A 22,319-nucleotide genomic window follows, 5' to 3' on the forward strand; every position below is an offset into this window, starting at 1 on the left:
CCGCTCCCGGGGACGGCCCTCACCCGTCCCCGGCCGCTCCTCCCATACGTAAGTGGCCCGCACCCGCACACCTGCCGGCCGCTCCCCTCACCGCACCAGAAAGACATTTTGCGATGACTCACACCCAGGTCCCGTTCCCCGAAGGCTTCCTGTGGGGCGCCTCCACGGCCGCCCACCAGATCGAGGGCAACAACACCAACAGCGACTGGTGGGTTAAGGAGCACACCGCGGGCACCCACATCCAGGAGCCCAGCCTGGACGCCTGCGACAGCTACCACCGCTGGCACGAGGACATGGACGTGCTGGCCGGACTGGGCTTCACCGACTACCGGTTCTCCATCGAGTGGGCCCGTATCGAGCCCGCCGAAGGGCAGTTTTCCCGGGCCGAGATCGCCCACTACCGCCGTATGGTCGAGGGCGCCATCGAGCGCGGACTGCGCCCCATGATCACCCTGCACCACTTCACCGTGCCGCAGTGGTTCGAGGCACGCGGCGGCTTCACCGCCGAGGGCGCGACGGAGCTGTTCGCCCGCTACGTCGCCGCCTGCGCACCCGTGATCAGCGAGGGTGTCAGCCACGTCTGCACCATCAACGAGCCGAACATGATCGCCGTGATGGCGGGCCAGGCCAAGCGCGGCGACATCGGCTTCCCGCCCGCCGGTCTGCCGACCCCTGACGACGAGACCACCCAGGCCGTCATCGCCGCCCACCACGCGGCCGTCAAGGAGGTCAAGGCGATCAACGCCGACATCCAGGTCGGCTGGACCATCGCCAACCAGGTCTACCAGGCCCTTCCCGGCGCCGAAGAGATCACCGCGGCCTACCGCCACCCCCGCGAGGACATCTTCATCGAGGCCGCCCGCGACGACGACTGGATCGGGGTGCAGTCCTACACCCGGACCAGGATCGGCACGGACGGGCCGATCCCCACCGCCGACGACGTGGAGCGCACCCTCACGCAGTGGGAGTACTACCCCTCCGCCGTGGGCCACGCGCTGCGCCACACCGCCGAGGTGGTCGGCCGCGACATGCCTCTGATCGTGACCGAGAACGGCATCGCGACCGACAAGGACAGCCGCCGGATCGACTACTACACCGGTGCCCTGAACGAGGTCGCGTCCGCCATCCAGGACGGACTGCGCGTCGAGGGCTACCTCGCGTGGAGCGCCCTGGACAACTACGAGTGGGGCTCCTACGCGCCGACCTTCGGCCTCATCGGCTGGAACCTGGAGACCTTCGAGCGGCTGCCGAAGCCGTCCGCCGCCTGGCTGGGCGAGATGGGCCGCACCCGCACGCTGCCGCGCATCGCCGACTGACGTCGGTCCTCTGACCGGGAGCCCCCTGACAGCTCCCCACCGTGCGGGGTCCGGCGTCACCTGACAGCCGCCGGACCCCGTACCGGTACTCCCGGCGTGACCCCAGCCCCACAGCAGGGGAAACGCCGAAAGCGACACCCGCAAACGGCGCCACAGGGGCAGCACCACCCCCGGGCGGCGCTTCACCGCCGCATCGAGCACGCCACGAGAATCCCCCATCCCCCTTCTGCCAACGGGAGCTGGACATTCATGGACCGTCGCACGTTTCTCACCACCACCGGGACCGGGGCTGCCGCTCTGTCCCTCGGGGCCGCGTCCGTACCCCCGGCGCATGCCGTTCCCACCGCTCGGTCCGCGCCTTCGACGGACGCCGCTCATCTTGTTCATGCCTTTGATACACCGCAGCTGCTGCGCTGGTTCCGCGATACGTGTCACTCGATCGAGGCAATGACGACCGGTCTGGGGCTCGCCGTCGACAAGATCGACGTGACCGGTCCGGGCGGTCCCGTTCAGTCGCGCCAGACCTCGCCCACCAATATCGGCTGCGGCCTGTGGTCGACCGTCGCCGCCGGCGGGCTCGGGGTGATCAGCGACGCCACGATGCGGCGCAGGCTGGAGCGCACGGTCCGGTCCGTGGAGAAGCTGGAGCGTCATCACGGCTTCTGGCTCAACTGGTACGACGCACACGACGGTTCGGTACTGACCGAGTGGCCCGGTACCGGCGACCCCGTCCGTCCGTTCCTCTCCTCCGTCGACAACGCCTGGCTGATCACCGGTCTGCGCATCGCCGCGGATGCCGCTCCCGCGCTGCGGCCCCGCATCGGCCGCATCCTGGCGGACGCCGACTGGTCCTACTACTACACACCCTTCGATCCGGCCGACCCGGCCGCCGGACCCGGCCAGCTGCGCGGCGGCTTCTGGACCGACACCGGGGAACCCACGGACCACCACTACGGCGCGCTCAACACCGAGCCCCGGATGGCGAGCTATCTCGGCATCGCGGACGGAACTCTGCCCGCCGACCACTATTGGCACCTGCTGCGCACCATGCTTCCCGGGAATGAGCAGGAGCAACAGCCGCAGGGCAGCTACGTGGCGATGGACGGTATCCGTGTCTGGCAGGGTCATTACACGCACGGCGGCCGCAAGCTCGTCCCGACATGGGGTGGGTCGATGTTCGAGGCGCTGATGGTTCCGCTGTTCGTGCCGGAACCGGAATGGTCACCGAGGTCGTGGGGCCGCACCCATCAGCGGTACGTGCGGAGCCAGATCGAGCACGGCACGTCAGAGGCGGAGTACGGGTACTGGGGATTCTCCCCCGCCAACGTTCCCGAGGGCGGGTACCAGGAGTACGGGGTCGACGCGCTCGGCATGCAGCTCGACGGCTACGCCTCCAACACGGACCGCACCTACACCGCGGACGGTGCCCCGCTGCCGCCCCCGTCGGCGTTCACCAACGGTGTCGTCACCCCGCACGCCTCGTTTCTCGCCCTGCCCTACGCACCGGCGGAGGCGGTGGCGAATCTTCGGGCCCTGGACCGTGATTTCGGTGCCTACCACGACGGCTACGGGTTCCGGGACTCCGTCAACGTCTCCACCGGACGGGTCAGCGACTACCAGCTCGCCCTCGACCAGGGGATGATCGCCGCGGCGCTGGCCCAGGCGATCCGCCCGGGACTACTGCAGCGGCCGTTCCGGACCGGAGGGTTCCGTTCCCGGGTACGGCCGCTACTCGCCAAGGAGCGCTTCAGTATCTGAGCCCGGCGGCGGGCAGGTCAGTGCCAGCCCTCCCGGTAGGCCGCCCAGTCACCGTCCTGTGCGGCGAAATCGACGTAGAGCGCGACCCCGAACCGTTCCCTGCCGCGGTCCGTGCGCCCCAGTCCCAGTCTGGTGCCGCGGACCGCGGCCGCGACCGTCTCCGCCGACGCGCGGTGCCCCAGGTCGTTCTCGTGGAAGAACGGCAGCCCCATCAGCAGGTCGGTGTCGCGCGGCGTCACTTCGAGGGCCAGCGAGGTCTGTTCGGCGACGTACCCGCCGAACAGGCCCTCCAGCGGCATCCAGGTGTCGTACGACATGACGGCGATCTGGTCGACCCTCCGGGCCACCTGGCCGAAGTACTTCTGCGACCACCACTTCCCGCGGCCGGAGAGCGCACCGAGGACGGTCTGCGCGGCGGGCAGCGGGTCGATCTGATGGGCCGCCACGGACAGCGGCACCGCGCGCGCCCGGGTGAGGGCGCGCAGGTCGTCCAGGAGCGAGAGGTAGTGGGCGTCGCCTGAGTGCAGCGGTTCCAGATCGAAGTGCACACCGTCGAAACCGGCGTCCAGGATCTGCCGCGCCGACCCGACGACCGCGTCGCGCGATGCCGCGCGCTCCAGGTGCAGCCCCTCGTCGCCCTCGGACGCGAGCCTGTCGCCGAGCCAGGCCTGGACCCGGATGCCGGGCATGGTGCGGTGCACGGCCTCGATCAGCCAGTGCGCCCGGGGGTAGCGGGAGGCGGGCAGCGTGCCGTCGTGTTCCAGGGGCCCGGCGTGGACGTACAGGTCCTTGATGCCCGTCCCCTTGATCCGGGCGGCGAACGCGGCGAGGTCGGCGTCCTTCTTCCGGCCGTCGACCCAGGCGTGTCCGAGCCAGATGGCATCGCGGCCCCGGGTCCGGGTGCCGTCCCCGGGGTCGCCGGTGAAGTTGAGCCGGAGAGCGACGCCCGCGGTGAGGACCGGCACCACGAGCACCAGGACCAGCCCCAGCGCGATCCGCCTCGGCCAGGTCGCGAGGAGCCGGGCCGTTCCCCTTCTTACCGCCGCTGCCGCCCGCCTCATTCGTCCACGCACGTGCGCGCCCCCTGTCCCGGTGGTTGTCTCGGTCGGTGACTCCGGCTGCACGAACACCGGGGCGTGCCCCTAAGCGGGCACTCCCGTACGAGAAGCAGGACGCACCAGATCCCTGCGCCGTTCCCGGTCCGCCGGGCAGGCCATGGGCCGGGTCGCGGGCCACCGGAGGTGGACATAGCCTCACAAACGTGACGCCGCCCTTGAGTCGAACCCGGACCCTCATACCGGGCCGGGCCCTGCTCGCCGTCCTGATGACCGTGTGCTGGCTGGCCCTTCCCGCCGCGTCAGCCGCCCGCGCCGACGATCCCGTCACACTGTCCCGGGACGGGCAGATCACCGACAAGGTGGGCGCACTGGGAAACCGGAAGGACCAGGCGGTCTCGGCACTCGACCAGCTGTACGACAAACGCCGCGTCCAGCTCTTCGTGGTGTACGTCCGTGACTTCTCCGGGCGATCCCCGCAGAGCTGGGCCGACGAGACGGCCGACCGCAACGGCCTCGGCCGCGATGACGTCCTGCTCGCCGTCGCCACCCATGACCGGCAGTACGCGTACTCGGTCGACCAGGACTCCCGCTTCACCGACGCCCAGCTCCAGGATGTGGCGTCGACCGCCATCGAGCCGGCCCTCAGGGAGAACGACTGGGCGGGCGCCGCGATCGGTGCTGCCAACGGGTATGCCGCCGTCCTGGCCGGCGGGGCCGTACCCACGCCGACGATCACTCCCGGTGCCGACAACCCGGGCGCGGGAGACTCCGGCGGGACGAACGCCGGGGACCTGGTCCTCCCGGTCGTCGTCGTAGTCGCAGCTCTGGCGGCCGCCGCCTATGCGTACACCCGCCGGAAGCGGCGCACTGCCACTCGCACGACGCCCGGCGCGACCGGCTGGGGAACGGGAGGCGCCGGCCGGGGCCCAACCGCGGAACCACCCGCTCCGCTGCCGGAGCTCGATGCCCGGGCCAAGGAGACGCTGGTCGCCACGGACGACGCGGTCCGCACCAGCGACGAAGAGCTCGGGTTCGCCACGGCCCAGTTCGGAGAAGAGGCCGCAGCGCCGTTCACCGAGGCCGTCACCTACGCCAGAGGTGAACTCACCGCCGCGTTCCGCTTGCGCCAGCAGCTCGACGACGCCATTCCCGAGGACGACGCCACCCGACGGCGGATGCTGGACGAGATCCTCAGCCGCTGCGCGGACGCCAACACCCGCCTGGACGCGGTCTCCGAGGACTTCGACCGGCTCCGTGCGCTCGAACGCAACGCCCCGCAGGCCCTCGCCGCGGCCGAGACCGCGTTCCGTTCGCTCGCGGGCCGGGTCTCCGCAGCGGAGGAGACCCTCGCCTCCATGCGCAGTCGATACGCGGAGTCGGCCTCCGCCCCCGTCGCGGGCGCTGTCGAACAAGCCAAGGACCGGCTCGTCTTCACCACGTCTTCGCTCAACCAGGCCCGGCAGGCGGTGGACGGCGGCGACAACGCGGCCGCTGCCGTATATGTACGGGCCGCCGAGGGCGCGGTCGGCCAGGCCACCACTCTCGTCGATGCCGTCGACCGGCGCGCAGGGGAGATCAAGGAGGCTGCGGACAAGCTGCCGGCCGCGCTCACCGAGACGGAGACGGACCTGGCCGACGCGGGCGGGCTGCTGGAAGGAACCGCCGAGGGGGTTTCCACGGCGGACCTCCGGGGCCGGATCGCCCGCGCGACAGCCGTGATCCGCGACGTGCGGGAAGAGCTGGGGGACGGTCCGTACGACCCGATCGAGGCGCTGCGCCGGGTGGAGGAGGCGGACGCTGCGCTGGACGAGGCGCTGGCCGGCGCCCGCGAGCGGGAGCAGGGCAGCCGACGGGCGCGCTCACTCCTCGACCAGGCGATGCTCACCGCCCGCTCGGCGATCGGCGCCGCCGCCGACTACATCAGCACCCATCGGGGTGCGGTCGGCAGCCAGGCGCGGACCCGCCTGGCGGAGGCGCAGCGGAGACTGGAGCGGGCCGGCGAACTGGCCGGAGCGGACGAGGCACAGGGTGCGCTGGCCGAGGCGCACCAGGCGGACTCGCTGGCCGGGCAGGCACAGAGCATGGCGGAACAGGACGTACGGGCATACGGGAACCGAAATGGTCCGGGCGGTGTACAAGAAGTGGGCAGTGGGGGCGGGGGCATGGGCGGTGCGGTCCTCGGCGGGATCATCCTCGGCGGACTCCTGGGTGGCGGCGGCCGGGGAGGCGGATTCGGGGGCGGTGGATTCGGAGGAGGGGGGATGGGCGGAGGGGGGTTCGGCGGGGGCGGCGGGCCCGGCAGTTTCGGCGGCGGGGGCACCCGCGGGCGGCGTGGCGGGGGCGGCAGGTTCTGACCGCTCCACGTGTAAGCAGCACTGAAGACAGCAACCCAGGAACACAACACCACTGGACGAAGCACCACTGGTCGAAGCATCACTGGACGAAGCAGCACTGGACACAGGAGAGGTGCCATGAGCAAGCAGACCATTCTCGGACGCGTCACGCAGCTGGCGAAGGCCAACATCAACGCGCTCCTCGACCAGGCCGAGGATCCGCAGAAGATGCTGGATCAGCTGATCCGCGACTACACGTCCAATATCTCGGAGGCCGAACAGGCCGTGGCAGCCACGATCGGCAACCTGCGGCTGATGGAGCAGGACCACCGGGAGGATGTCGAGGCCGCCAAGGAGTGGGGCGAGAAGGCGCTCGCCGCCAGCCGCAAGGCGGATGAGCTGCGTGGGGGCGGATCGGCGGCCGATGCCGACAAGTTCGACAACCTGGCCAAGGTCGCGCTCGGCCGACAGCTCCAGTCGGAGAAGGAGGCGAGGACGGCAGAGCCCACCATCGCCTCACAGACGGAGGTGGTGGACAAGCTCAAGTCCGGCCTGGATCAGATGAAGGCGAAGCTGGCAGAGCTGAAGGCCAAGCGGGACGAACTGGTCGCGCGGGCCAAGTCCGCACAGGCGCAGAACCAGATGATGGACTCCGTCAAGAACATCAATGTCCTCGACCCGACCAGTGAGATCAGCCGGTTCGAGGACAAGGTGCGGCGCGAGGAGGCGAAGGCGGTGGGCAAGCAGGAGCTTGCCGCGTCGTCGTTGGACGCCCAGTTCGAGCAGTTGGACACGCTGGGGGCCAGCGCGGAGGTCGAGGCGCGTCTCGCGGCCCTGAAAACAGCCTCATGAGTCCGGTCCGGGCCGTGATCAGCGCGATGAGAACGATCAGAACATGCTCAGAAGCTCCTCGACCGTGCGCTCGGCGGCGGGCCGGCCATCGGGCAGCGGCAGTTCGAACCAGACCGTCTTGCCCCGCGGTGTACGGCGCGCCCCCCAGGCCGCGCTCAGCAGACCGACCAGTTGCAGGCCGCGGCCGCCCTCATCCGTGTCGCGTGCCCGCCGTCGCCGCGGCTGGACGAGACCCGCGTCCCATACCTCGCACACGAGGGTACGGTCGCGCAGCAGTCGGAGCCTGATCTCGCCCTCGCCGTACCGCAGGGCGTTGGTGACGAGTTCGCTGACGAGCAGTTCGGTGGTGTCCACCAAGTCGTCGAGGTCCCAGGCGAGCAGCTGGCCGCGGGCGAGCTCGCGGGCACGGCCGACCGAGCGGGGTTCGCGGGGCAGCCGCCAGTCCCCGACGGCTTCGGTCGGCAGCCCCTGGATGCGGGCCATCAGCAGGGCGATGTCGTCCTCGCCGTGGCGGGTGTCGAGGGTGCTCAGTACGCGGTCGCAGACGTCCTCAAGGAGCGGCGCGGGTTCGACGAGGGCGCCGCGCAGCGCTTCCAGTCCTTCGTCCAGCGGATGGTCGCGGGACTCGACGAGACCATCCGTGTAGAGGGCGAGCAGGGCGCCCTCCTTGAGTTCGACCTCGACTTCCTCGAAGGGCTCGCCGCCGACACCGAGCGGCATGCCGGGCGGGACGTCGAGCAGGAGCGCCGGTTCACCCGGCTCGACCACGACAGGGGGAAGATGTCCGGCATTGGCGAAGGTGCACCGTCGCGTGACCGGGTCGTAGACGGCGTAGATACAGGTGGCCAGATAGACCTCGGAGAGGTCCGCCTCTCGGGATTTGTGCGCGGCCCGCGAGGGCCACTGGGCGCCGCCGGTCCCGTCGGAGGAGGTACTGCCACCAGGGGTACCGAGGCCGCGGGCGACTTCATCGAGCGCGGAGAGCACCTCAGCGGGTTCCAGGTCGAGGAGGGCCAGGGTCCTTACGGCGGTGCGCAGTTCCCCCATGGCCACCGCGGCGCGCAGTCCGCGGCCCATCACATCACCGACGACCAGGGCGGTGCGGTGCCCGGGAAGTTCGATCACGTCGAACCAGTCGCCGCCCACCTCGGTCGCCGTGTTGCCGGGCAGATAGCGGCAGGCGATGTCGAGGCCGGCCGCCTCGGGGTCGCCGGGGGGCAGCAGGCTGCGCTGAAGTATCAGGGCGCGCTCGTGCTCGCGCCGGTAGAGGCGGGCGTTGTCTATGCAGACGGCGGCGCGGGCGGCGAGTTCGGTGGCCAGCGCCCGGTCCCGTTCTCCGAAGGGCTCGCTGCCCTTCGTGCGGGAGAACTGCACGAGACCGACCACGGTGTCGTGGGCGACCATCGGCACCGCGAAGGTGGACTGGACGAATCCGCGGTCGTCGCCGGGCACGTCCTCGACGTGGCCGGTGCGCAGGGCTATGGCGCACGGCGAGTTGAACGGGTAGCGGTGCACCGCTCCGAGCGCGGGCGGTCCGGCGGCGGGTCGGCCCAGCGAGGCGGCATCACCAACGTGACCGGTACCCCGACCGTGACCGGCGCCAGGGCCGGACCCGTAGCCGGTGCCGGCGCCAGGGCCGGGCCCGTAGCCGGTGCCGGCGCCAGGACCGGCGCCACGACCGGGATCATGGCCGGGGCCGACGGCCGTGCCGGACCCACTGCCGGGCATCGCATCGGGCATCGCATCCGACATGGCGTCAGGCATCACGTCGGACATGGCGTCGGGCATCGCATCCGAAACGGCGCTGGCGAAGGCGACGCGGCGCAGTTCGGCGGAGCCACCGACCGATTCCTGACGGAGCGAGCTCCAGCTGCCGGGCGGCGCCTCCTCACCGGTGAGGAGCGATTGGTAGAGGTCGACAGATGCCAGGTCGCAGAAGCCCGGTACGGCGACGTCGAGGAGTTCGCGGGCGGTGGTCTCCAGGTCGAGGGAGTTGCCGATGCGGGCGCTGGCCTCGTTGAGGAGTGCGAGGTTGCGCCTGGCGCTGGCGGCCTCACGGGCGGCGATATGGCGCCGGGTGACGTCGGTGGCGATTCCGGCGATGCCGATGGGGCGGCCCGATCCGCTGTGCACCCGGTAGAGGTTCATCGACCAGTGCCGACGCTCCGGTTCACCCGGGGCGGTGCCGACGAGTTGGAGGTCGGTGACGGCTTCACCGGTCGACAGCACGCGGCTGAGGGTGGCGGCCAGCCGGTCGGCCTCCGTGCCGGCGAGATAGTCGTGGACGGTGCGGCCGCGGTGGTCGTCGGCCCGGCCGCCGAAGACGGTGGCGAAGCGCTGGTTGGCCCGCAGCACCGTGAAGTCGGTACCGAACAGTACGAAGCCGAAAGGAGATTGGCCGAAAATCGCCTGCGAGGCCGCGAGGTCGGTCTCGATGCCGCGCAGCGCGCGGACGTCCACGACGATGCAGACCGCGGCCCGCTCACCCGTCGCCGTCTCACTCGGCATCACATAGATCTCGGCGAGACCGTGGAGTGCGCCTTCGCCGGGCATACGGAAGGGGACGAGTCCCGTCCACTCCTTGCCGTCGAGCACTTCGCCGATCCGGCGATGGCCGTCACGGCGCAGCTCACCGGGCATGAAGGCCTCGACCGGGTCCTTGCCCAGCGCCTCGTGCGCGGGAACGCCGAAGAGACCGGCGGCCCGGCGGCTCCACTGCTCGATCAGGCCGTCGGGGCCGATCGAGAAGGAGGCGACCCTGATGTAGTCGTAGATCGAGCCAGGCGGACTGCTCTGCCACACAACATCGCCCGCTGTCCCAGGTATTTCGCTCACGCGACCGTCCCCTCCAGCTCACACACCGGACCGGTCCTGCCCGCAGTATTCAGCACTACGGCCCTCACCGACACGGCGTTCACGATCACAGCACGGTCTCAGTCCCTTTCAGCCAGGTTCTGTACAACCTCTGGTGATCGCCGTTCGTCCCACCCCACTCCTAACCAGGCAGGGCCAGCTCGAACCACACCGTCTTGCCACTCTTTCCGCATCTGATCCCCCATCGCCTGGCGGAACAGGCCACGAGCTGCAGTCCTCTGCCGCCCTCGTCGTCCGGTCCCGCCGTACGTTCGGTGGGCGGATCCGGAAGCGGATCGGAGACTTCCACCAACAGACCGGCATGCGCCGCGGGGCCGTCACCGTTGGAGTGAGGCCGCACCAGTCGCACAACGATGGGCCCCGACGCGTAGCGCATGGAGTTGGTCACCAGCTCGCTGACCAGGAGGACAGCAACATCCCCGACCGCCGTGTCCAGCCCCCAGCCGCGCAGCGCCTCGTGAACGGCGTGCCGCGCCGTGCGCACGGCGCCGGGAACAGCCGGAAAGCTCCACTCGGCGCAGTCGCCTTTGGTATCGATCACGCCGATCACTTCCCAAGACCAGCAACGGAGAACGTCCTACTTACGGGGGTTAAAAAGGACATACCCGATATTCGGCGCGGAATACCGGTCGGCGACGGCACATGGGGCGTACGGGTGTAAGGCCATGCGCACGAACGGGTGTACGTGGAAAGAAAGGGCGCACGGGCACTGCGGTGCGCGCCGCAGGGCCCGCGCTCCGCTCAATGGCGTGCGCCGTCGGCCAGTCGTCGTAGCGCTTCGGCCACCGCGGGCCGGTCCTGCTCCAGCCAGTCGACCGAGTCGCCCTCACCAGGGCCGAGCCAGCGCAGCTCGTCGTGATCCTGCAGAGGCGCGGGCACACCGGACACCAGACGGGCCGTCCACACCCGGAGTACGTAGCCGGGCTTGAGCGGCCACTGGCCGGGGACGCGCTCCAGCGGTTCCGTCTCGATGCCGAGCTCCTCGCGGAGTTCGCGCACGAGTGCCTGCTCACCGCTCTCCCCCGGCTCCACCTTGCCGCCGGGCAGTTCCCATCGGCCGGCCAGCTCGGGCGGGGCACTACGCCGCGCGGCGAGCAGCCGCCCCCGGTCGAACACGGCTCCGGCCACCACCATGCGATCACTCATGTCCCGGAGCGTAATACCCGGCCGCCAGGGTCCAGCACCTCGGCCGCGCGGTCCGGCACCCCAACCGCGCGGCCGTCCAGCACTCAGACACTCACATCAGCCCGCCAGCGCCGACGGTTCCGCCGGACGACCGGAACGGCGTGCGCTACGGCCGTGTGGCCTGCCCGGCCCGCTCCACCCAGTAGAGCTGCTTGTGGCCGCGGACATCGAGCTTGTCGGCGGTTCGCTGCGCCTCGTCCTGCGTGGCGTACCTGCCCACGCGGTAGCGGTTGCCGTTGTCGTCCTGCCGTATCACCAGCCAAGGGAGCACGGCACCGCTGTCGCTCATCGTGTCCCTCCCGAGCATTGCGCCCCTCCCCTGAACGGCGTGCATGTTTCTAAGGATCCCCAGGAAACCGCAGTACGCATATGCCCGAGCGTACGCCTGACCTTCACACAACGAATACGGAATTGCACAAAGAGATACCGATCCGGCCAGGTGTGGACCAAGCACCAGGGGGCGCAGCCAACTGACTGCGCCCCCTGCCCGGTTCGGCCCAGCCCGCTCCAACCCGCTCCGACCCGCCCCCGGCTGCCCGGAGCGGGTCGGACGGGCCCGGAGGGCGGCCGGGGCGGCCTACACCCGGCTCGCGTTCGCCGCCGCGCTCTCCCCCGCGCCGTCGCGCAGTGCGGGCACAGGCATGACGGGCATCGGCATGAGGACCGGGCCGTTGGCCGGTTCCTTGCGGCAGACGTCCCCGCATTCCGCGTCCAACGAGCAGCACAGCGAGCAGATCGGGCCGGACCGCACGGGACAGTCCGCGATGTCCGGGAGCTCGTAGGCCGTTTCGCAGACCGAGCAGGTGTGGGTGGCGGTGATGTCCGCGACCTCGACTCCCGGACCGTTCACCGGATTGGGCCGGGCCAGGTAGTACTTGCCCCCGGTCGCCCAGGCGATCAGTGGACAGAGGGTCAGCGAGAGGCCGGCCGCGATGAAGGTGGAGAAGGCCTCCGCGTACGTACCGAACAGCCCGAAGAAGGCGAGGATCGAGACGGTCGAGGCGATCAGCATCGCGCCGAATCCCGCCGGGTTCACCGCGTAGAGGTAGGCCCGTTTGAACTCGATGTACGGAGGGCTCAGGCCGATCCGCTTGTTGATGACCAGGTCGGCGGCGACCGCCGCGATCCACGCGATTCCGACGTTCGAGTAGAAGCCCAGCAGTTTGTTGAGGGCGGCGAACATGTTCATCTCCATCAGCGTCAGCGCGATGACGAGATTGAGGAAGATGTACCAGACCCGGCCGGGGTGACGGTGGGTGATCCGGGAGAAGAAGTTCGACCAGGACAGTGAGCCGCTGTAGGCGTTGGTCACATTGATCTTGATCTGCGACACGATCACGAAGAGCGCGGCGGCCGGCAGGGCGAACGAGCCGAGCCAGGGCTTCAGCGCCTCGATCTGCGGTGCGATCGGCTCCAGCGCGTGCGTCTTGCCGACCGCTTCGAGTGCGACGAAGGCGAGCAGCGCACCGCCGAGCTGCTTGGCCGCGCCGATGATCACCCAGCCGGGACCGGCGGCGAGGACCGCGATGTTCCAGCGCCGCTTGTTGGCCTCCGTCTTGGCCGGCATGAAGCGCAGGTAGTCGGCCTGCTCACCGATCTGGGCGATGAGCGAGAGCGCGACGCCCGTGCCGAGCCCGAACCCGATCCAGGAGAATCCCGAACCCGCGCCTTCCGTACCGCCGAAGGAGCCGAACGCACCCCAGGCGTCCGGCGCCTCGAAGGCGAGGACGACGAACGGCAGCACCATGCCGATGATCCAGATCGGCTGGGTCCAGGCCTGGACCTTGGCGAGGGCTCCCATCCCCCGGAAGACGATCGGGATGACGATCAGAGTGGTGATCAGATAGCCCGCCTGGACCGGCAGGCCGATGGCCTGATGCATGGCCTGCGCCATGATCGAGCCTTCGAGGGCGAAGAAGATGAAGGTGAAGGACGCGTAGATCAGCGAGGTCAGCGTCGAACCGAAGTAGCCGAACCCGGCGCCTCGGGTGACCAGGTCCATGTCCAGGCCGTACTTCGCGCAGGCTCGGGCGATGGGAATGCCGGTGAGGAAGATGATCGTCGCCGCCGCCATGATCGAGGCGAACCCGCTGGTGAAGCCGTAGGTGAAGACGATCGAGGCACCGATGGCGAAGTCGGCCAGATAGGCGATACCGCCGAGCGCGGTGCCCGCGACCACTCCGGGCGACCAGCGCCGGAACGAGTGCGGCGCGTAGCGGAGGGAGTAGTCCTCACGACTCTCGTCGGCGGCGAGCTTGGCGTAACTGCGCCTGGGCGGCGGCGGTCCGGCTCCGTCTCCCGAGGCCCCCAGAGCGACATCCGGGCCCGCCGGGGCGCCATCCGGAGCTCCCGGGGCGGCGGCCGGGGCTCCTGGCGTGGCGGCCGGGGCTCCTGGCGTGGCGGCCGGGGCTGCTGGGGCGGCGGCCGCCTCAAGAGCCCCGGCCGTCTGGGGTACGGCTGTGTCCGTCATCGGTGACTTCCCGTTCGTCAGTCCGGTGTGCGGGTTCGAACGGGAAGTTAGGAGCAGGACATGACAAGCCAGCACGGGAGACGATTGCCCGGCTGTTACGGGACCTGCGCGGACGTTAATTCGTCGTCACGGGCGCCGGACGGGTTCCACCGGCTATCGGTCACCCAGCAGGTACGGCCCTTCCGGTGACCGGTCACCGGACCGGCAGGTGGTAGGCGATCCGATAGCGATCGGCCGGCACCACCACATCGGCGGTCTCGACCGGTCGCCCCGATGCGTAGTACGTGCGCTCGATCACCATCACGACATGTCCCGGCACGCCGCCAAGCGCCAGGAGCTCCTCCGCCAGCCCCGGGCGCGCGCCGACCTGCTCGGCCACGTTGTCCACGACGACATCGATGGCGGCCATACGCTCGACCACCCCGCAGCCGCCCAGCGGGCCCTCTTCCGGCAGCATCACCGGCGTGCGCCCCGTGACAGCGAGGGTCTCCCAGGAGGTCGAGAGCATCATCGGCTCGCCCGACTCCCGGAAGACGTAGCGCGTACGCATCACCCGGTCGCCGGGCTCGATCCCGAGCCGTTCGGCGATCTCCGGACTCGCCCCCTCCTGTTCGCTCCGTGACTCCCAGGTCCCCCGCGCCCCCTCGGCCGTCTGCTCCTGCCGGAACGGGCTGGCACCGGCCTCTGACCGGAAGCCGGAACGGGCGATCCGTCGCGGGACCGGGCGCTCGCGCACATACGTACCGGAGCCGGAGCGGCCCTCGACCAGCCCCTCGGCCATCAGCACTTTGCGCGCTTCCAGCGCGACGGTGTCCGAGACCCCGTACTCCTCGCGGATACGCGCCTGGGACGGCAGGCGCGTATGCGGCGGCAGCGAACCGTTGACGATCTTCTCTCTCAGATCGCTCGCAACGCGCAGATAGGCGGGCTGCTCACCGAAAGTCACAGGCCACTCCCCAAGAGGTTGACAGACTGCAACAGCGTCGCAACCGCCGGTTCGGCACCGCAAGCGCAGGCCAGAGATTCACTCGAAGTGATGATTCGTGATCGACGTGTGCATACCCGGCAGCCGCCCGGCGACGCACCGTCATCGCCCGGCAGCCGCCCGGCGACGCATCGTCCTCACCCGGCAGCCGCCCGGCGACGCATCGTCCTCACCCGCCCGCACCCTGAGATGCCGACTCACCCGCGAACGTCCCCTGAGTCGCTGACTCCCCCGCGAACGCCCCCTGAGATGCTGACCGCCATGGCCACCTCTTACCTCTGCCCGCAGGACGGAACCCGTGCCGACGTCTCCTCGCTGACGTGGTGCTGCCCTGTCTGCCGCGGCCCCTGGGACCTCGACTTCGAGATCGCGGGCCCCCTACGTGCCGGTGCGCTGCCCGGACGCGTCAACTCCCTCTGGCGCTACGAGGAGGTGCTGCCGCTCGCCGCGCCCACCACCACTCTCGGTGAGGGCCGCACCCCGCTCGTGCCGCTCACCGGTACGGTCTCGGCCAAACTCGACTTCCTCATGCCGACGCTCTCCTTCAAGGACCGCGGCGCGGTGATGCTCTCCGAACTGGCCCGGAGCCTCTCGCCCGTGCGCGTCGTGGCGGACAGCAGCGGCAACGCGGGCACCGCCGTCGCGGCCTACTGCGCCCGCGCCGGGCTGCCGTGCACGGTGTACGTCCCCGAGGGCACGTCCCCGAAGAAGACCGAGCAGATCCGGGCCCACGGAGCCCGGCTGGAAATCGTCCCCGGGGACCGCGAGGCCACCGCCCTGGCCGCCCGAACCGCCGCTGACGCACCCGGCATCTTCTACGCCTCCCACGTGTTCAACCCGTACTTCCTGCACGGCACGAAGACCTACGTCTACGAACTGTGGGAGGACCTCGGCGGCAGGCTCCCCGACGCGATCGCCGTACCGGTCGGCAACGGCACCCTCCTCCTGGGCGCGGCCCTGGCCATCACGGAGCTCCTCGACCAAGGCCTGATCGAGACCCGCCCGGCCCTGATCGCCGTACAGGCCGAGGCCGTCTCCCCACTGGCCGAAGCCTTCCGCGCCGGGGCGGACGATCTCCTCGACAGTCCGGCCGGGGCCCTCTCCCCCACCCTCGCCGAAGGCATCGCCATCCCGCGTCCGCCGCGCGCCCGCGCGATCCTCGCGTCGGTGCGCGAGTCCGGCGGCACCTTCCTGACCGTGACCGAGGACCAGATCCGCGACGCCCAGCTGGATCTGGCCGCCCGTGGCTTCTACGTGGAGACGACGGGCGTCGCGTGCTGGGCCGCGGTCGGGGGCTGGAAGGACCGCAGCGTCGTCGTACCGCTGTGCGGCGCGGGTCTCAAGACGGGCCTCGCGGCCTGATCCAGACCTGAACTCAACCGAGAGGGATGAGCCAGGCGCCCGCGCCCTACAGACCGAGGAACCGGCAGACCGACAGACCGTGGGACTGAGGGACCGACAGACGGACAGGCCGACAGACCGACAGGCCGAGGGGCCCTAGCCGTGCAGCCAGATCCGCAGCGGACCGACCGGCTCGAAGCCGTGCCGGAGGGCGGCCGCCAGGTCGTCGCCGTGTTCGTAGCCGACCACCGGCGCTGCCGGAAACAGCGAGTGCACCGCGTCCAGAACCCCCGGCCAGGCCGCGTCGGGTCCGCCCTTCAGCGCGAAGACGTTCGAGACCCCGACGACCTGGTCGCTCCGGCTCGCCACCGCTCCGGCGACCACTTCGCCGTCGGGGGACCTTCCGGCGAGCACGAACGTGGCGGGGTCATCGAGCAGTTCGGGCCGGAAGAGATCCGCGTTGCCATCCCCGTCGTCCCAAGCGTGCGCCCAGGCGCGCAGCTTGTCCCGGGTTCCGGCCACCTCCCAGCCGAGGTCCGACGCGGTGGCGGGAGCACGTGCCGGACGGTAGATCCACTGGCCCTCGAACAGCACCTGGAACCCCGCGTCCACCAGGTCGAGGTCGGCGAAGCTGTCCTTGACCGAGGCCCCGGGCATCGTGGTGTCGATCCCGGTCGCCACCGCTGACAACTCGGTGCCCGGCACCAGCGTGACCGCGTCGGGGTAGTAGAGCGGCGTACGAGCCGGGGCGGTCCAGGCCTGCGCCCCGAACGTGCTCGCCAAACCGTGTGACCGGCTCATCGCGGCACACCATTCAGCGTTGTTGCGGGCAGCGGCGCGGGCCAGAAGCTGTTTCGTCGTCACAGGTGCGGATCGTGGAACACCGGGAGCCGGGTGTCCAACGGTTTTCCGCTGCCTGCAGAACAGGTGCATAGCTACCTACAGGACAGGCGCCTACAGGACAGGAGGGGGCTCGGCAGCGGGCACCCGCGCCCATTGCCGCATCGGCCCGTATCAGCCGTTCACCCGCGCGCCGTGCGTCGATGGGCGGTGCCCGTTTCCCTACGTTCGTACCGTGAGCCCCTCGCGAATCTCCCTCCTCACGTCGCTGGTCGCCTGCGCCCTGATCGCGCCCCTGCCGCCCGTCGCCTACGCCTCGCACCAGACCGCGCGCCCCCAAGCCGTCGGCCCCGCTGCCGTTCCCCGTTCGGGTGCGCATCCCGTCTGCGGCCGCGACACCGACCCCGCCTGGGCGCCGACGTCCACCACGTTCGGCGCGGCCAACGGCTACGACCCCTATGTGGGCAACGGATACCTGGGCCACCGGGTGCCCGCCTCGGGCGCCGGATACGCGGAGCCGGGCGAGAAGACCGGCTGGCCGCTGTACACCCCGCGCTACGACGGGGCCTTCGTCTCCGGGCTCTTCGGCCGGGACGAGGACCTGGCCGCCGGACGCGAAGTGGCCGCCGCGCTGCCGAGCTGGACCGGCCTCGACGTGCGCGTGGGCGACGAGACGTACGGCTCCGCCACTCCGGCGGGCCGGATCTCCCGGTACCGCCAGACGTTGTTCCTGCGCTGCGGACTGGTACGTACGTCGCTGCGCTGGACGGCCTCCGACGGCCGCGCGACCGACCTGACGTACGAGGTGCTGGCCGACCGCGCCTCCGTGCACACCGGTGCCGTCCGGCTGCGCATGACCCCGCACTGGAGTGGCACGGCGACGGTCACCGGCCGGCTCGACCCGCGGGGCGCACGCCGGATCGCGCTCGACGACGACGGAACGTTCCGCACCCGGGGCACCGGGACAGCCGGCGCGATCGTGCAGACGATGCGCCGGAGTGACCCGGACGCGGCTCCGTCCCGGGTGAGCGCCGGGCGCACGTACACCTTCGAGAAGTACGTCGGGATCGACACCGCGCTCACCTCGCGCGCCCCGCGCACCACCGCCCGTGAGGCCTCCCGGCGCGGGGCGCGGCTCGGCTGGTCCGCGGTCCTCGCGGAGAGCGCCGCCGTCTGGCGCCGGGACTGGTCCGCGGACGTGTCCGTACCGGGCAGCCCCGACCTCCAGAAGTGGCTCCGCTCCGCGCAGTACGGGCTCCTCGCCGCCACCCGCACCGGTTCCCGCGACAGCATCGCCCCGGCCGGGCTGACCAGCGACAACTACGCGGGCATGGTGTTCTGGGACGCCGAGACGTGGATGTACCCCGGGCTGCTCGCCACCCGTCCCGAACTGGCCCGTTCGGTGGTCGAGTACCGCTACCGCACCCGCGGCCAGGCCCGTACCAACGCCGAGAAGCTGGGGTTCAAGGGGCTGTTCTACCCCTGGACGAGCGCGAGCAAGGGCGACCTCTGGTCCGAGTGCCAGAGCTGGAACCCGCCGCACTGCGTCACGCAGAACCATCTCCAGGGCGATGTCTCGCTGGCCGTCTGGCAGTACTACCTGGCCACCGGCGACCGCGACTGGCTGGCCGGCCACGGCTGGCAACTGCTGCGGGGCATCGCGGACTTCTGGGTCTCGCGCGCCACCGCGAACGACGACGGCAGTTACTCCGTGAAGGAGGTGGCGGGCCCGGACGAGTACAGCAACGGCGTCACGGACGGGGTCTTCACCAACGCCGTCGCCGCCACAGCCCTGCGCAACGCCACCCGCGCGGCCGGGCTCCTCGGCCACCCCGCCCCGGCCGAGTGGAACAAGGTCGCGGACGGACTGCGCATTCCGTACGACCCGGAGCGCAAGCTCTTCCTCCAGTACGCGGGCTACGACGGCTCGACGATCAAACAGGCCGACACCGTGCTGCTCGTCTACCCGCTGGAGTGGCCGATGGAGCCGGGTGCGGCGGCCGCCACGCTCGACTACTACGCGGCCCGCACCGATCCGGACGGCCCGGCGATGACGGATTCGGTCCATGCGATCGACGCGGCGGCGATCGGGGAGCCGGGCTGTGCGACGTACACCTATCTCCAGCGCGCTGTGCGGCCGTTCACGCGCGGTCCGTACGCCCTCTTCAGTGAGGCGCGGGGCGCGAAGGCGGGCGCGCAGGACCCCCTGTCGGGATTTCCGGCCGAGGACTTCCTCACCGGCAAGGGCGGCTTCCTCCAGGTGTTCACGCACGGGCTGACCGGGCTGCGGCTGCGCGAGGACGGGGTCCGGCTGGACCCGATGCTGCCGCCTCAACTGCGCGAGGGGGTCACGCTGACGGGGCTGCGCTATCAGGGGCGCACGTACGACGTCGCGATCGGCCCCAGGACGACGGAGGTCCGGCTGACCTCGGGCGCCCCGTTCACCCTCCACACGCCCGCAGGAGCGCGCCTCCTGTCCACCGCGCTCACCCTGCCGACCCGCCGCCCCGATCTCACCCCGACCACCGACGCGTCCCGCTGCCGCCCGGCGACGGCCACCTCCGAGGCCCCCGGCCTGTACGCGGCGGCGGCGGTGGACGGCAGCGCGGCCACGGCCTGGTCCCCGGACGGAGCGACGGGCACGCTGACCGTGGACCTGGGGCGGACCGGCGCGGTGGCGGCGTTCGCGCCGGAGTGGACGGACGTGCGCCCCGCCTCGTACCGGCTGGAGACCTCGGCGGACGGGCGGCACTGGGAGCCGTACCGGTCGGGGGCCGTCGCCCGCGAGGTGCGGATGACGGTCCGTTCCGCAGATACGGACGAGCCCACCGGCGTACGGGAACTGAGGGTCACCCAGCCGTAGCGAAGCTAATCACACCGGTATCGCGTGCACATGGATGAATCCCGGCCCGGCCGGGAATAGGGGGCGCCGGTACCTGTTGGCCACAGCATGACTTCTGAGACACGTGAGGCATTCGGACGGATCGGCATCTGGAGCGGCGCCCTGCACGGGTCGCGGGTGGACGACGCGGGGAGGCGAGCGATCGCGGAGGCCGTCGCGGAGCTCGATGAGCTGGGGTACGGGACGCTCTGGATCGGCGGCAGCCCGTCACCGGAGGACGCGGCCTCGGTCGTCGACGCCACCAGCAAGGCCACCGTCGCCACCGGCATCCTGAGCATCTGGGACCACCCGGCGCAGGACGTGGCGGCCCGGATCGCGGCGGTCGAGGAGAAGGCGCGCGGGCGGTTCGTCCTCGGCCTGGGCGTCAGCCACGGCCCGATGGTGCCGCAGTACGCGAAGCCGTACAGCGCGATGGTCGCCTACCTCGACGCGCTGGACGCCGCCGCCCCGCCCGTGGACCCCGGACACCGGGTCCTGGCGGCGCTCGGCCCGAAGATGCTGAAGCTCGCGGCCGACAGGGCGCTGGGCGCGCACCCCTACCTCGTCACCGCCGAGCACACGGCGGAGGCGCGCGAGGCGCTCGGCCCGGACGCGTTGCTCGCCCCGGAGCTGTCCGTCGTGCTCGACACCAACGCCGACCGGGCCCGCACCACCGCCCGGACCATGCTGGCGATGTACCTCCAGCTGCCCAACTACACCGACAACCTGCTGCGCCTGGGGTTCGCGGAGAGCGACTTCGCGGACGGCGGCAGCGCCCGCCTCCTCGGCGCCCTCTTCGCTCTGGGGGACGCGGAGCAGGTGAAGGCGCGGGCGCAGCAGTACTTCGACGCGGGCGCCGACCACGTCGCCCTCCAGGTGGTCACCGCCGACGAGGGCGGCGCGGGACTGCCGAGGGCCCAGTGGCGTGAGCTGGCCGAGGCCTTCGGCGACGAGCTGTAGCCGGGTCAGGGGGAAGCTGTCCGGTCGTCGGCGTCCGTGCGGCCGGACAGCCGGACAGCCGGACAGCCGGACAGCCGGACAGCCGGACAGCCGGACAGCCGGACAGTCGGACAGTCGGGCGGACAGCTGGACAACTGGACGGACAGCGGGTGATGGAACACGTTGCCGTGCTCTCAGCTCCCGGCCGGAGGGCCTTGCTGGGGACCGAGGGCCGGTTCGAGCGCGGCGGTGTAGCGGTCGAAGTGGCCCTTCCAGGCGTCGGTGGCGATGGATTCACCGGCGAGGTGGCCGAGGCAGATCTGAGGGTCATGTCGGTCCCGGGGAACGGGAAGCTGACCCTGGCGCCGGGCTTACAGGCGTCCGTGACGACCTCGCACGGAAACCAGGCCCTGAGCTCCTCGCGGTCGGTGATCGCGTGCCAGACCCGCCTCGGGAGGCAGGGACTCCGGCCCCGTAAGGCGCTCACTTACGATGACAGCGACGACGACACGACGGCAGTGCGGGCTTCCCGGTCCCACCGCGGGGAGGAACGGCAGCCGATGAGCCTTCGCCAGTTCGAGTACGCCCTGGCCGTCGCGGAGGAGGGCTCGGTGACGGCGGCGGCTGAGCTGCTGCACGTCGCCCAGCCGTCGGTGTCCCAGCAGATCCGTAGCCTGGAGCGGGACCTCGGCGTGCAGCTGTTCGCCCGTACGCCGACCGGGCTGGTCCCCACCGTGGTCGGCCGCGCGTTCCTGCGGGAGGCCGAGGTCGCCGTGAGCGCGTCGCGGCGGGCGAGGGCGACGGCGCGGGCCGGGGCCGAGGAGCTGGCCGGCGAACTGACGGTCGCGGCACAACTGGGCTTCGGCACACGGCAGCTGCCCGGCGCCCTGGGCACGCTGCGCCGGCGCTTCCCCCGTCTGGAGATCACCGTCTTCGAGGAGCCGAGCTCCGCGGAGCTGGAGCAGTTGTGCCGTCGGGGTGTGCTGGACCTCGCCCTGATGGCGGCGTGCGAGCGGAGCCCGGCCGACGCCCACCGCCTCGGGGACGAGGAGTTCGTCGTAGTGCTGGGCGCCGGGCACCCTCAGCTCGCCGCGGACCGGGTCGACCTGCGCGAACTGGAGGGCGAGCCGTGGGTGAGGTTCGACCGCGACAGCGCCCTCGACGCCGTGCTGCAGAACGTGCTGCGGGAGACCGGCCCGACCCCGGTCACGGCCGCCCGTGTGTCGCAGACGGCGACGGCCGTGCGCTGGGCCGCGCAGGGGCTGGGTCCGACGCTCGTCCCGGCCTCCGCGGTGCCCCAAGGTCACGAGCACCTCGTCCGCCCGGTGTTCCCGGCCGTGTCCCAGCCCGTCATCGCAGTCGTCAGGCAGGGCGCGGGGCCTGCCGAGACGGCCCTGCTCGACCTTCTGCGGCAGGAGACCTGGTCCGATCCTGTTTCCGCCCCCTTCTCCAGATCCGCCTGATCCCCGCCGAGTAATCCTCGTCGA

The 22,319-nt window shown here is 71.0% G+C and carries 17 protein-coding genes; 8 read left to right on the forward strand and 9 right to left on the reverse strand.

Annotated elements, in window-relative coordinates; all coding sequences use genetic code 11:
• The first annotated feature begins 113 nt into the window (after positions 1 to 113).
• Positions 114 to 1,316, forward strand: coding sequence for a glycoside hydrolase family 1 protein (locus tag ACZ601_RS23040; protein WP_469540864.1), 1,203 nt, complete (start codon positions 114 to 116; stop codon positions 1,314 to 1,316).
• Positions 1,317 to 1,565: 249 nt separating this feature from the next.
• On the forward strand, positions 1,566 to 3,074 hold the full coding sequence (locus tag ACZ601_RS23045; protein WP_469540866.1) for a glucoamylase family protein: 1,509 nt from the start codon (positions 1,566 to 1,568) through the stop codon (positions 3,072 to 3,074).
• A gap of 17 nt (positions 3,075 to 3,091) precedes the next feature.
• Here the strand turns inward: ACZ601_RS23045 and ACZ601_RS23050 are convergent, their stop codons facing one another.
• Positions 3,092 to 4,135 (reverse strand): glycoside hydrolase family 18 protein, encoded by a 1,044-nt coding sequence (locus ACZ601_RS23050; RefSeq protein ID WP_469541227.1) that lies wholly within the window; start codon positions 4,133 to 4,135, stop codon positions 3,092 to 3,094.
• 212 nt (positions 4,136 to 4,347) lie between these two features.
• On the opposite strand from ACZ601_RS23050, the gene ACZ601_RS23055 reads away from it, so the two are divergent.
• Together ACZ601_RS23055 and ACZ601_RS23060 are read left to right on the forward strand one after the other, a co-directional pair.
• Positions 4,348 to 6,486, forward strand: coding sequence for a TPM domain-containing protein (locus ACZ601_RS23055; protein ID WP_469541230.1), 2,139 nt, complete (start codon positions 4,348 to 4,350; stop codon positions 6,484 to 6,486).
• A 117-nt stretch (positions 6,487 to 6,603) separates the two neighbouring features.
• The gene (locus tag ACZ601_RS23060; protein WP_440578837.1) at positions 6,604 to 7,317 is read left to right on the forward strand and encodes a PspA/IM30 family protein; all 714 of its coding nucleotides are present in this window, start codon (positions 6,604 to 6,606) and stop codon (positions 7,315 to 7,317) included.
• A gap of 36 nt (positions 7,318 to 7,353) precedes the next feature.
• Here ACZ601_RS23060 and ACZ601_RS23065 read toward each other — a convergent pair whose 3' ends face one another.
• The 6 genes from ACZ601_RS23065 to ACZ601_RS23090 form a co-directional block, all read right to left on the reverse strand.
• The gene (locus ACZ601_RS23065) at positions 7,354 to 10,119 is read right to left on the reverse strand and encodes a SpoIIE family protein phosphatase (RefSeq protein ID WP_469541232.1); all 2,766 of its coding nucleotides are present in this window, start codon (positions 10,117 to 10,119) and stop codon (positions 7,354 to 7,356) included.
• Positions 10,120 to 10,312: 193 nt separating this feature from the next.
• Positions 10,313 to 10,741, reverse strand: a complete 429-nt coding sequence (locus tag ACZ601_RS23070; protein ID WP_440578840.1) for an ATP-binding protein — start codon at positions 10,739 to 10,741, stop codon at positions 10,313 to 10,315.
• Positions 10,742 to 10,932: 191 nt separating this feature from the next.
• A complete protein-coding gene (locus ACZ601_RS23075) occupies positions 10,933 to 11,337 on the reverse strand; it encodes a (deoxy)nucleoside triphosphate pyrophosphohydrolase (protein ID WP_469540870.1) in 405 nt (134 codons plus the stop codon).
• A gap of 145 nt (positions 11,338 to 11,482) precedes the next feature.
• Positions 11,483 to 11,683, reverse strand: coding sequence for an SPOR domain-containing protein (locus tag ACZ601_RS23080; RefSeq protein ID WP_469540873.1), 201 nt, complete (start codon positions 11,681 to 11,683; stop codon positions 11,483 to 11,485).
• A gap of 270 nt (positions 11,684 to 11,953) precedes the next feature.
• The gene (locus ACZ601_RS23085) at positions 11,954 to 13,846 is read right to left on the reverse strand and encodes a purine-cytosine permease family protein (RefSeq protein ID WP_469540876.1); all 1,893 of its coding nucleotides are present in this window, start codon (positions 13,844 to 13,846) and stop codon (positions 11,954 to 11,956) included.
• Between the two features lie 193 nt (positions 13,847 to 14,039).
• Complete coding sequence (locus tag ACZ601_RS23090) at positions 14,040 to 14,792, reverse strand: GntR family transcriptional regulator (RefSeq protein ID WP_440574800.1); 753 nt, start codon at positions 14,790 to 14,792, stop codon at positions 14,040 to 14,042.
• A gap of 300 nt (positions 14,793 to 15,092) precedes the next feature.
• On the opposite strand from ACZ601_RS23090, the gene ACZ601_RS23095 reads away from it, so the two are divergent.
• Entirely contained in the window at positions 15,093 to 16,193 is a 1,101-nt protein-coding gene (locus tag ACZ601_RS23095) for a threonine synthase (RefSeq protein ID WP_469540879.1), read from the forward strand.
• Between the two features lie 135 nt (positions 16,194 to 16,328).
• Here ACZ601_RS23095 and ACZ601_RS23100 read toward each other — a convergent pair whose 3' ends face one another.
• Positions 16,329 to 16,973, reverse strand: coding sequence for a hypothetical protein (locus tag ACZ601_RS23100; protein WP_469540880.1), 645 nt, complete (start codon positions 16,971 to 16,973; stop codon positions 16,329 to 16,331).
• 274 nt (positions 16,974 to 17,247) lie between these two features.
• On the opposite strand from ACZ601_RS23100, the gene ACZ601_RS23105 reads away from it, so the two are divergent.
• Positions 17,248 to 19,875 (forward strand): discoidin domain-containing protein, encoded by a 2,628-nt coding sequence (locus tag ACZ601_RS23105; RefSeq protein WP_469540883.1) that lies wholly within the window; start codon positions 17,248 to 17,250, stop codon positions 19,873 to 19,875.
• A gap of 87 nt (positions 19,876 to 19,962) precedes the next feature.
• On the forward strand, positions 19,963 to 20,853 hold the full coding sequence (locus ACZ601_RS23110) for an LLM class F420-dependent oxidoreductase (protein WP_469540886.1): 891 nt from the start codon (positions 19,963 to 19,965) through the stop codon (positions 20,851 to 20,853).
• Here ACZ601_RS23110 and ACZ601_RS23115 read toward each other — a convergent pair.
• Positions 20,774 to 21,319: an SRPBCC domain-containing protein gene (locus tag ACZ601_RS23115; RefSeq protein WP_469540889.1), complete on the reverse strand. Its 546-nt coding sequence runs from the start codon at positions 21,317 to 21,319 to the stop codon at positions 20,774 to 20,776. The two genes, ACZ601_RS23110 and ACZ601_RS23115, sit on opposite strands and share 80 nt — an antisense overlap.
• Positions 21,320 to 21,392: 73 nt before the next feature.
• On the opposite strand from ACZ601_RS23115, the gene ACZ601_RS23120 reads away from it, so the two are divergent.
• Positions 21,393 to 22,295: a LysR family transcriptional regulator gene (locus tag ACZ601_RS23120; RefSeq protein WP_440574805.1), complete on the forward strand. Its 903-nt coding sequence runs from the start codon at positions 21,393 to 21,395 to the stop codon at positions 22,293 to 22,295.
• The last annotated feature ends 24 nt before the right edge of the window (positions 22,296 to 22,319 follow it).

The organism is Streptomyces sp. NPDC104307 (genome assembly GCF_055584045.1).

What these genes read in the sequence shown, in the direction of transcription:
- ACZ601_RS23050 (WP_469541227.1), bottom strand. Translation starts at nt 4,135, where the DNA reads ATGAGGCGGGCGGCAGCGGCGGTAAGAAGGGGAACGGCCCGGCTCCTC.
- ACZ601_RS23060 (WP_440578837.1), top strand. Translation starts at nt 6,604, where the DNA reads ATGAGCAAGCAGACCATTCTCGGACGCGTCACGCAGCTGGCGAAGGCC.
- ACZ601_RS23110 (WP_469540886.1), top strand. Translation starts at nt 19,963, where the DNA reads ATGACTTCTGAGACACGTGAGGCATTCGGACGGATCGGCATCTGGAGC.
- ACZ601_RS23120 (WP_440574805.1), top strand. Translation starts at nt 21,393, where the DNA reads ATGAGCCTTCGCCAGTTCGAGTACGCCCTGGCCGTCGCGGAGGAGGGC.
- ACZ601_RS23100 (WP_469540880.1), bottom strand. Translation starts at nt 16,973, where the DNA reads ATGAGCCGGTCACACGGTTTGGCGAGCACGTTCGGGGCGCAGGCCTGG.
- ACZ601_RS23080 (WP_469540873.1), bottom strand. Translation starts at nt 11,683, where the DNA reads ATGCTCGGGAGGGACACGATGAGCGACAGCGGTGCCGTGCTCCCTTGG.
- ACZ601_RS23095 (WP_469540879.1), top strand. Translation starts at nt 15,093, where the DNA reads ATGGCCACCTCTTACCTCTGCCCGCAGGACGGAACCCGTGCCGACGTC.
- ACZ601_RS23075 (WP_469540870.1), bottom strand. Translation starts at nt 11,337, where the DNA reads ATGAGTGATCGCATGGTGGTGGCCGGAGCCGTGTTCGACCGGGGGCGG.
- ACZ601_RS23040 (WP_469540864.1), top strand. Translation starts at nt 114, where the DNA reads ATGACTCACACCCAGGTCCCGTTCCCCGAAGGCTTCCTGTGGGGCGCC.
- ACZ601_RS23045 (WP_469540866.1), top strand. Translation starts at nt 1,566, where the DNA reads ATGGACCGTCGCACGTTTCTCACCACCACCGGGACCGGGGCTGCCGCT.
- ACZ601_RS23085 (WP_469540876.1), bottom strand. Translation starts at nt 13,846, where the DNA reads ATGACGGACACAGCCGTACCCCAGACGGCCGGGGCTCTTGAGGCGGCC.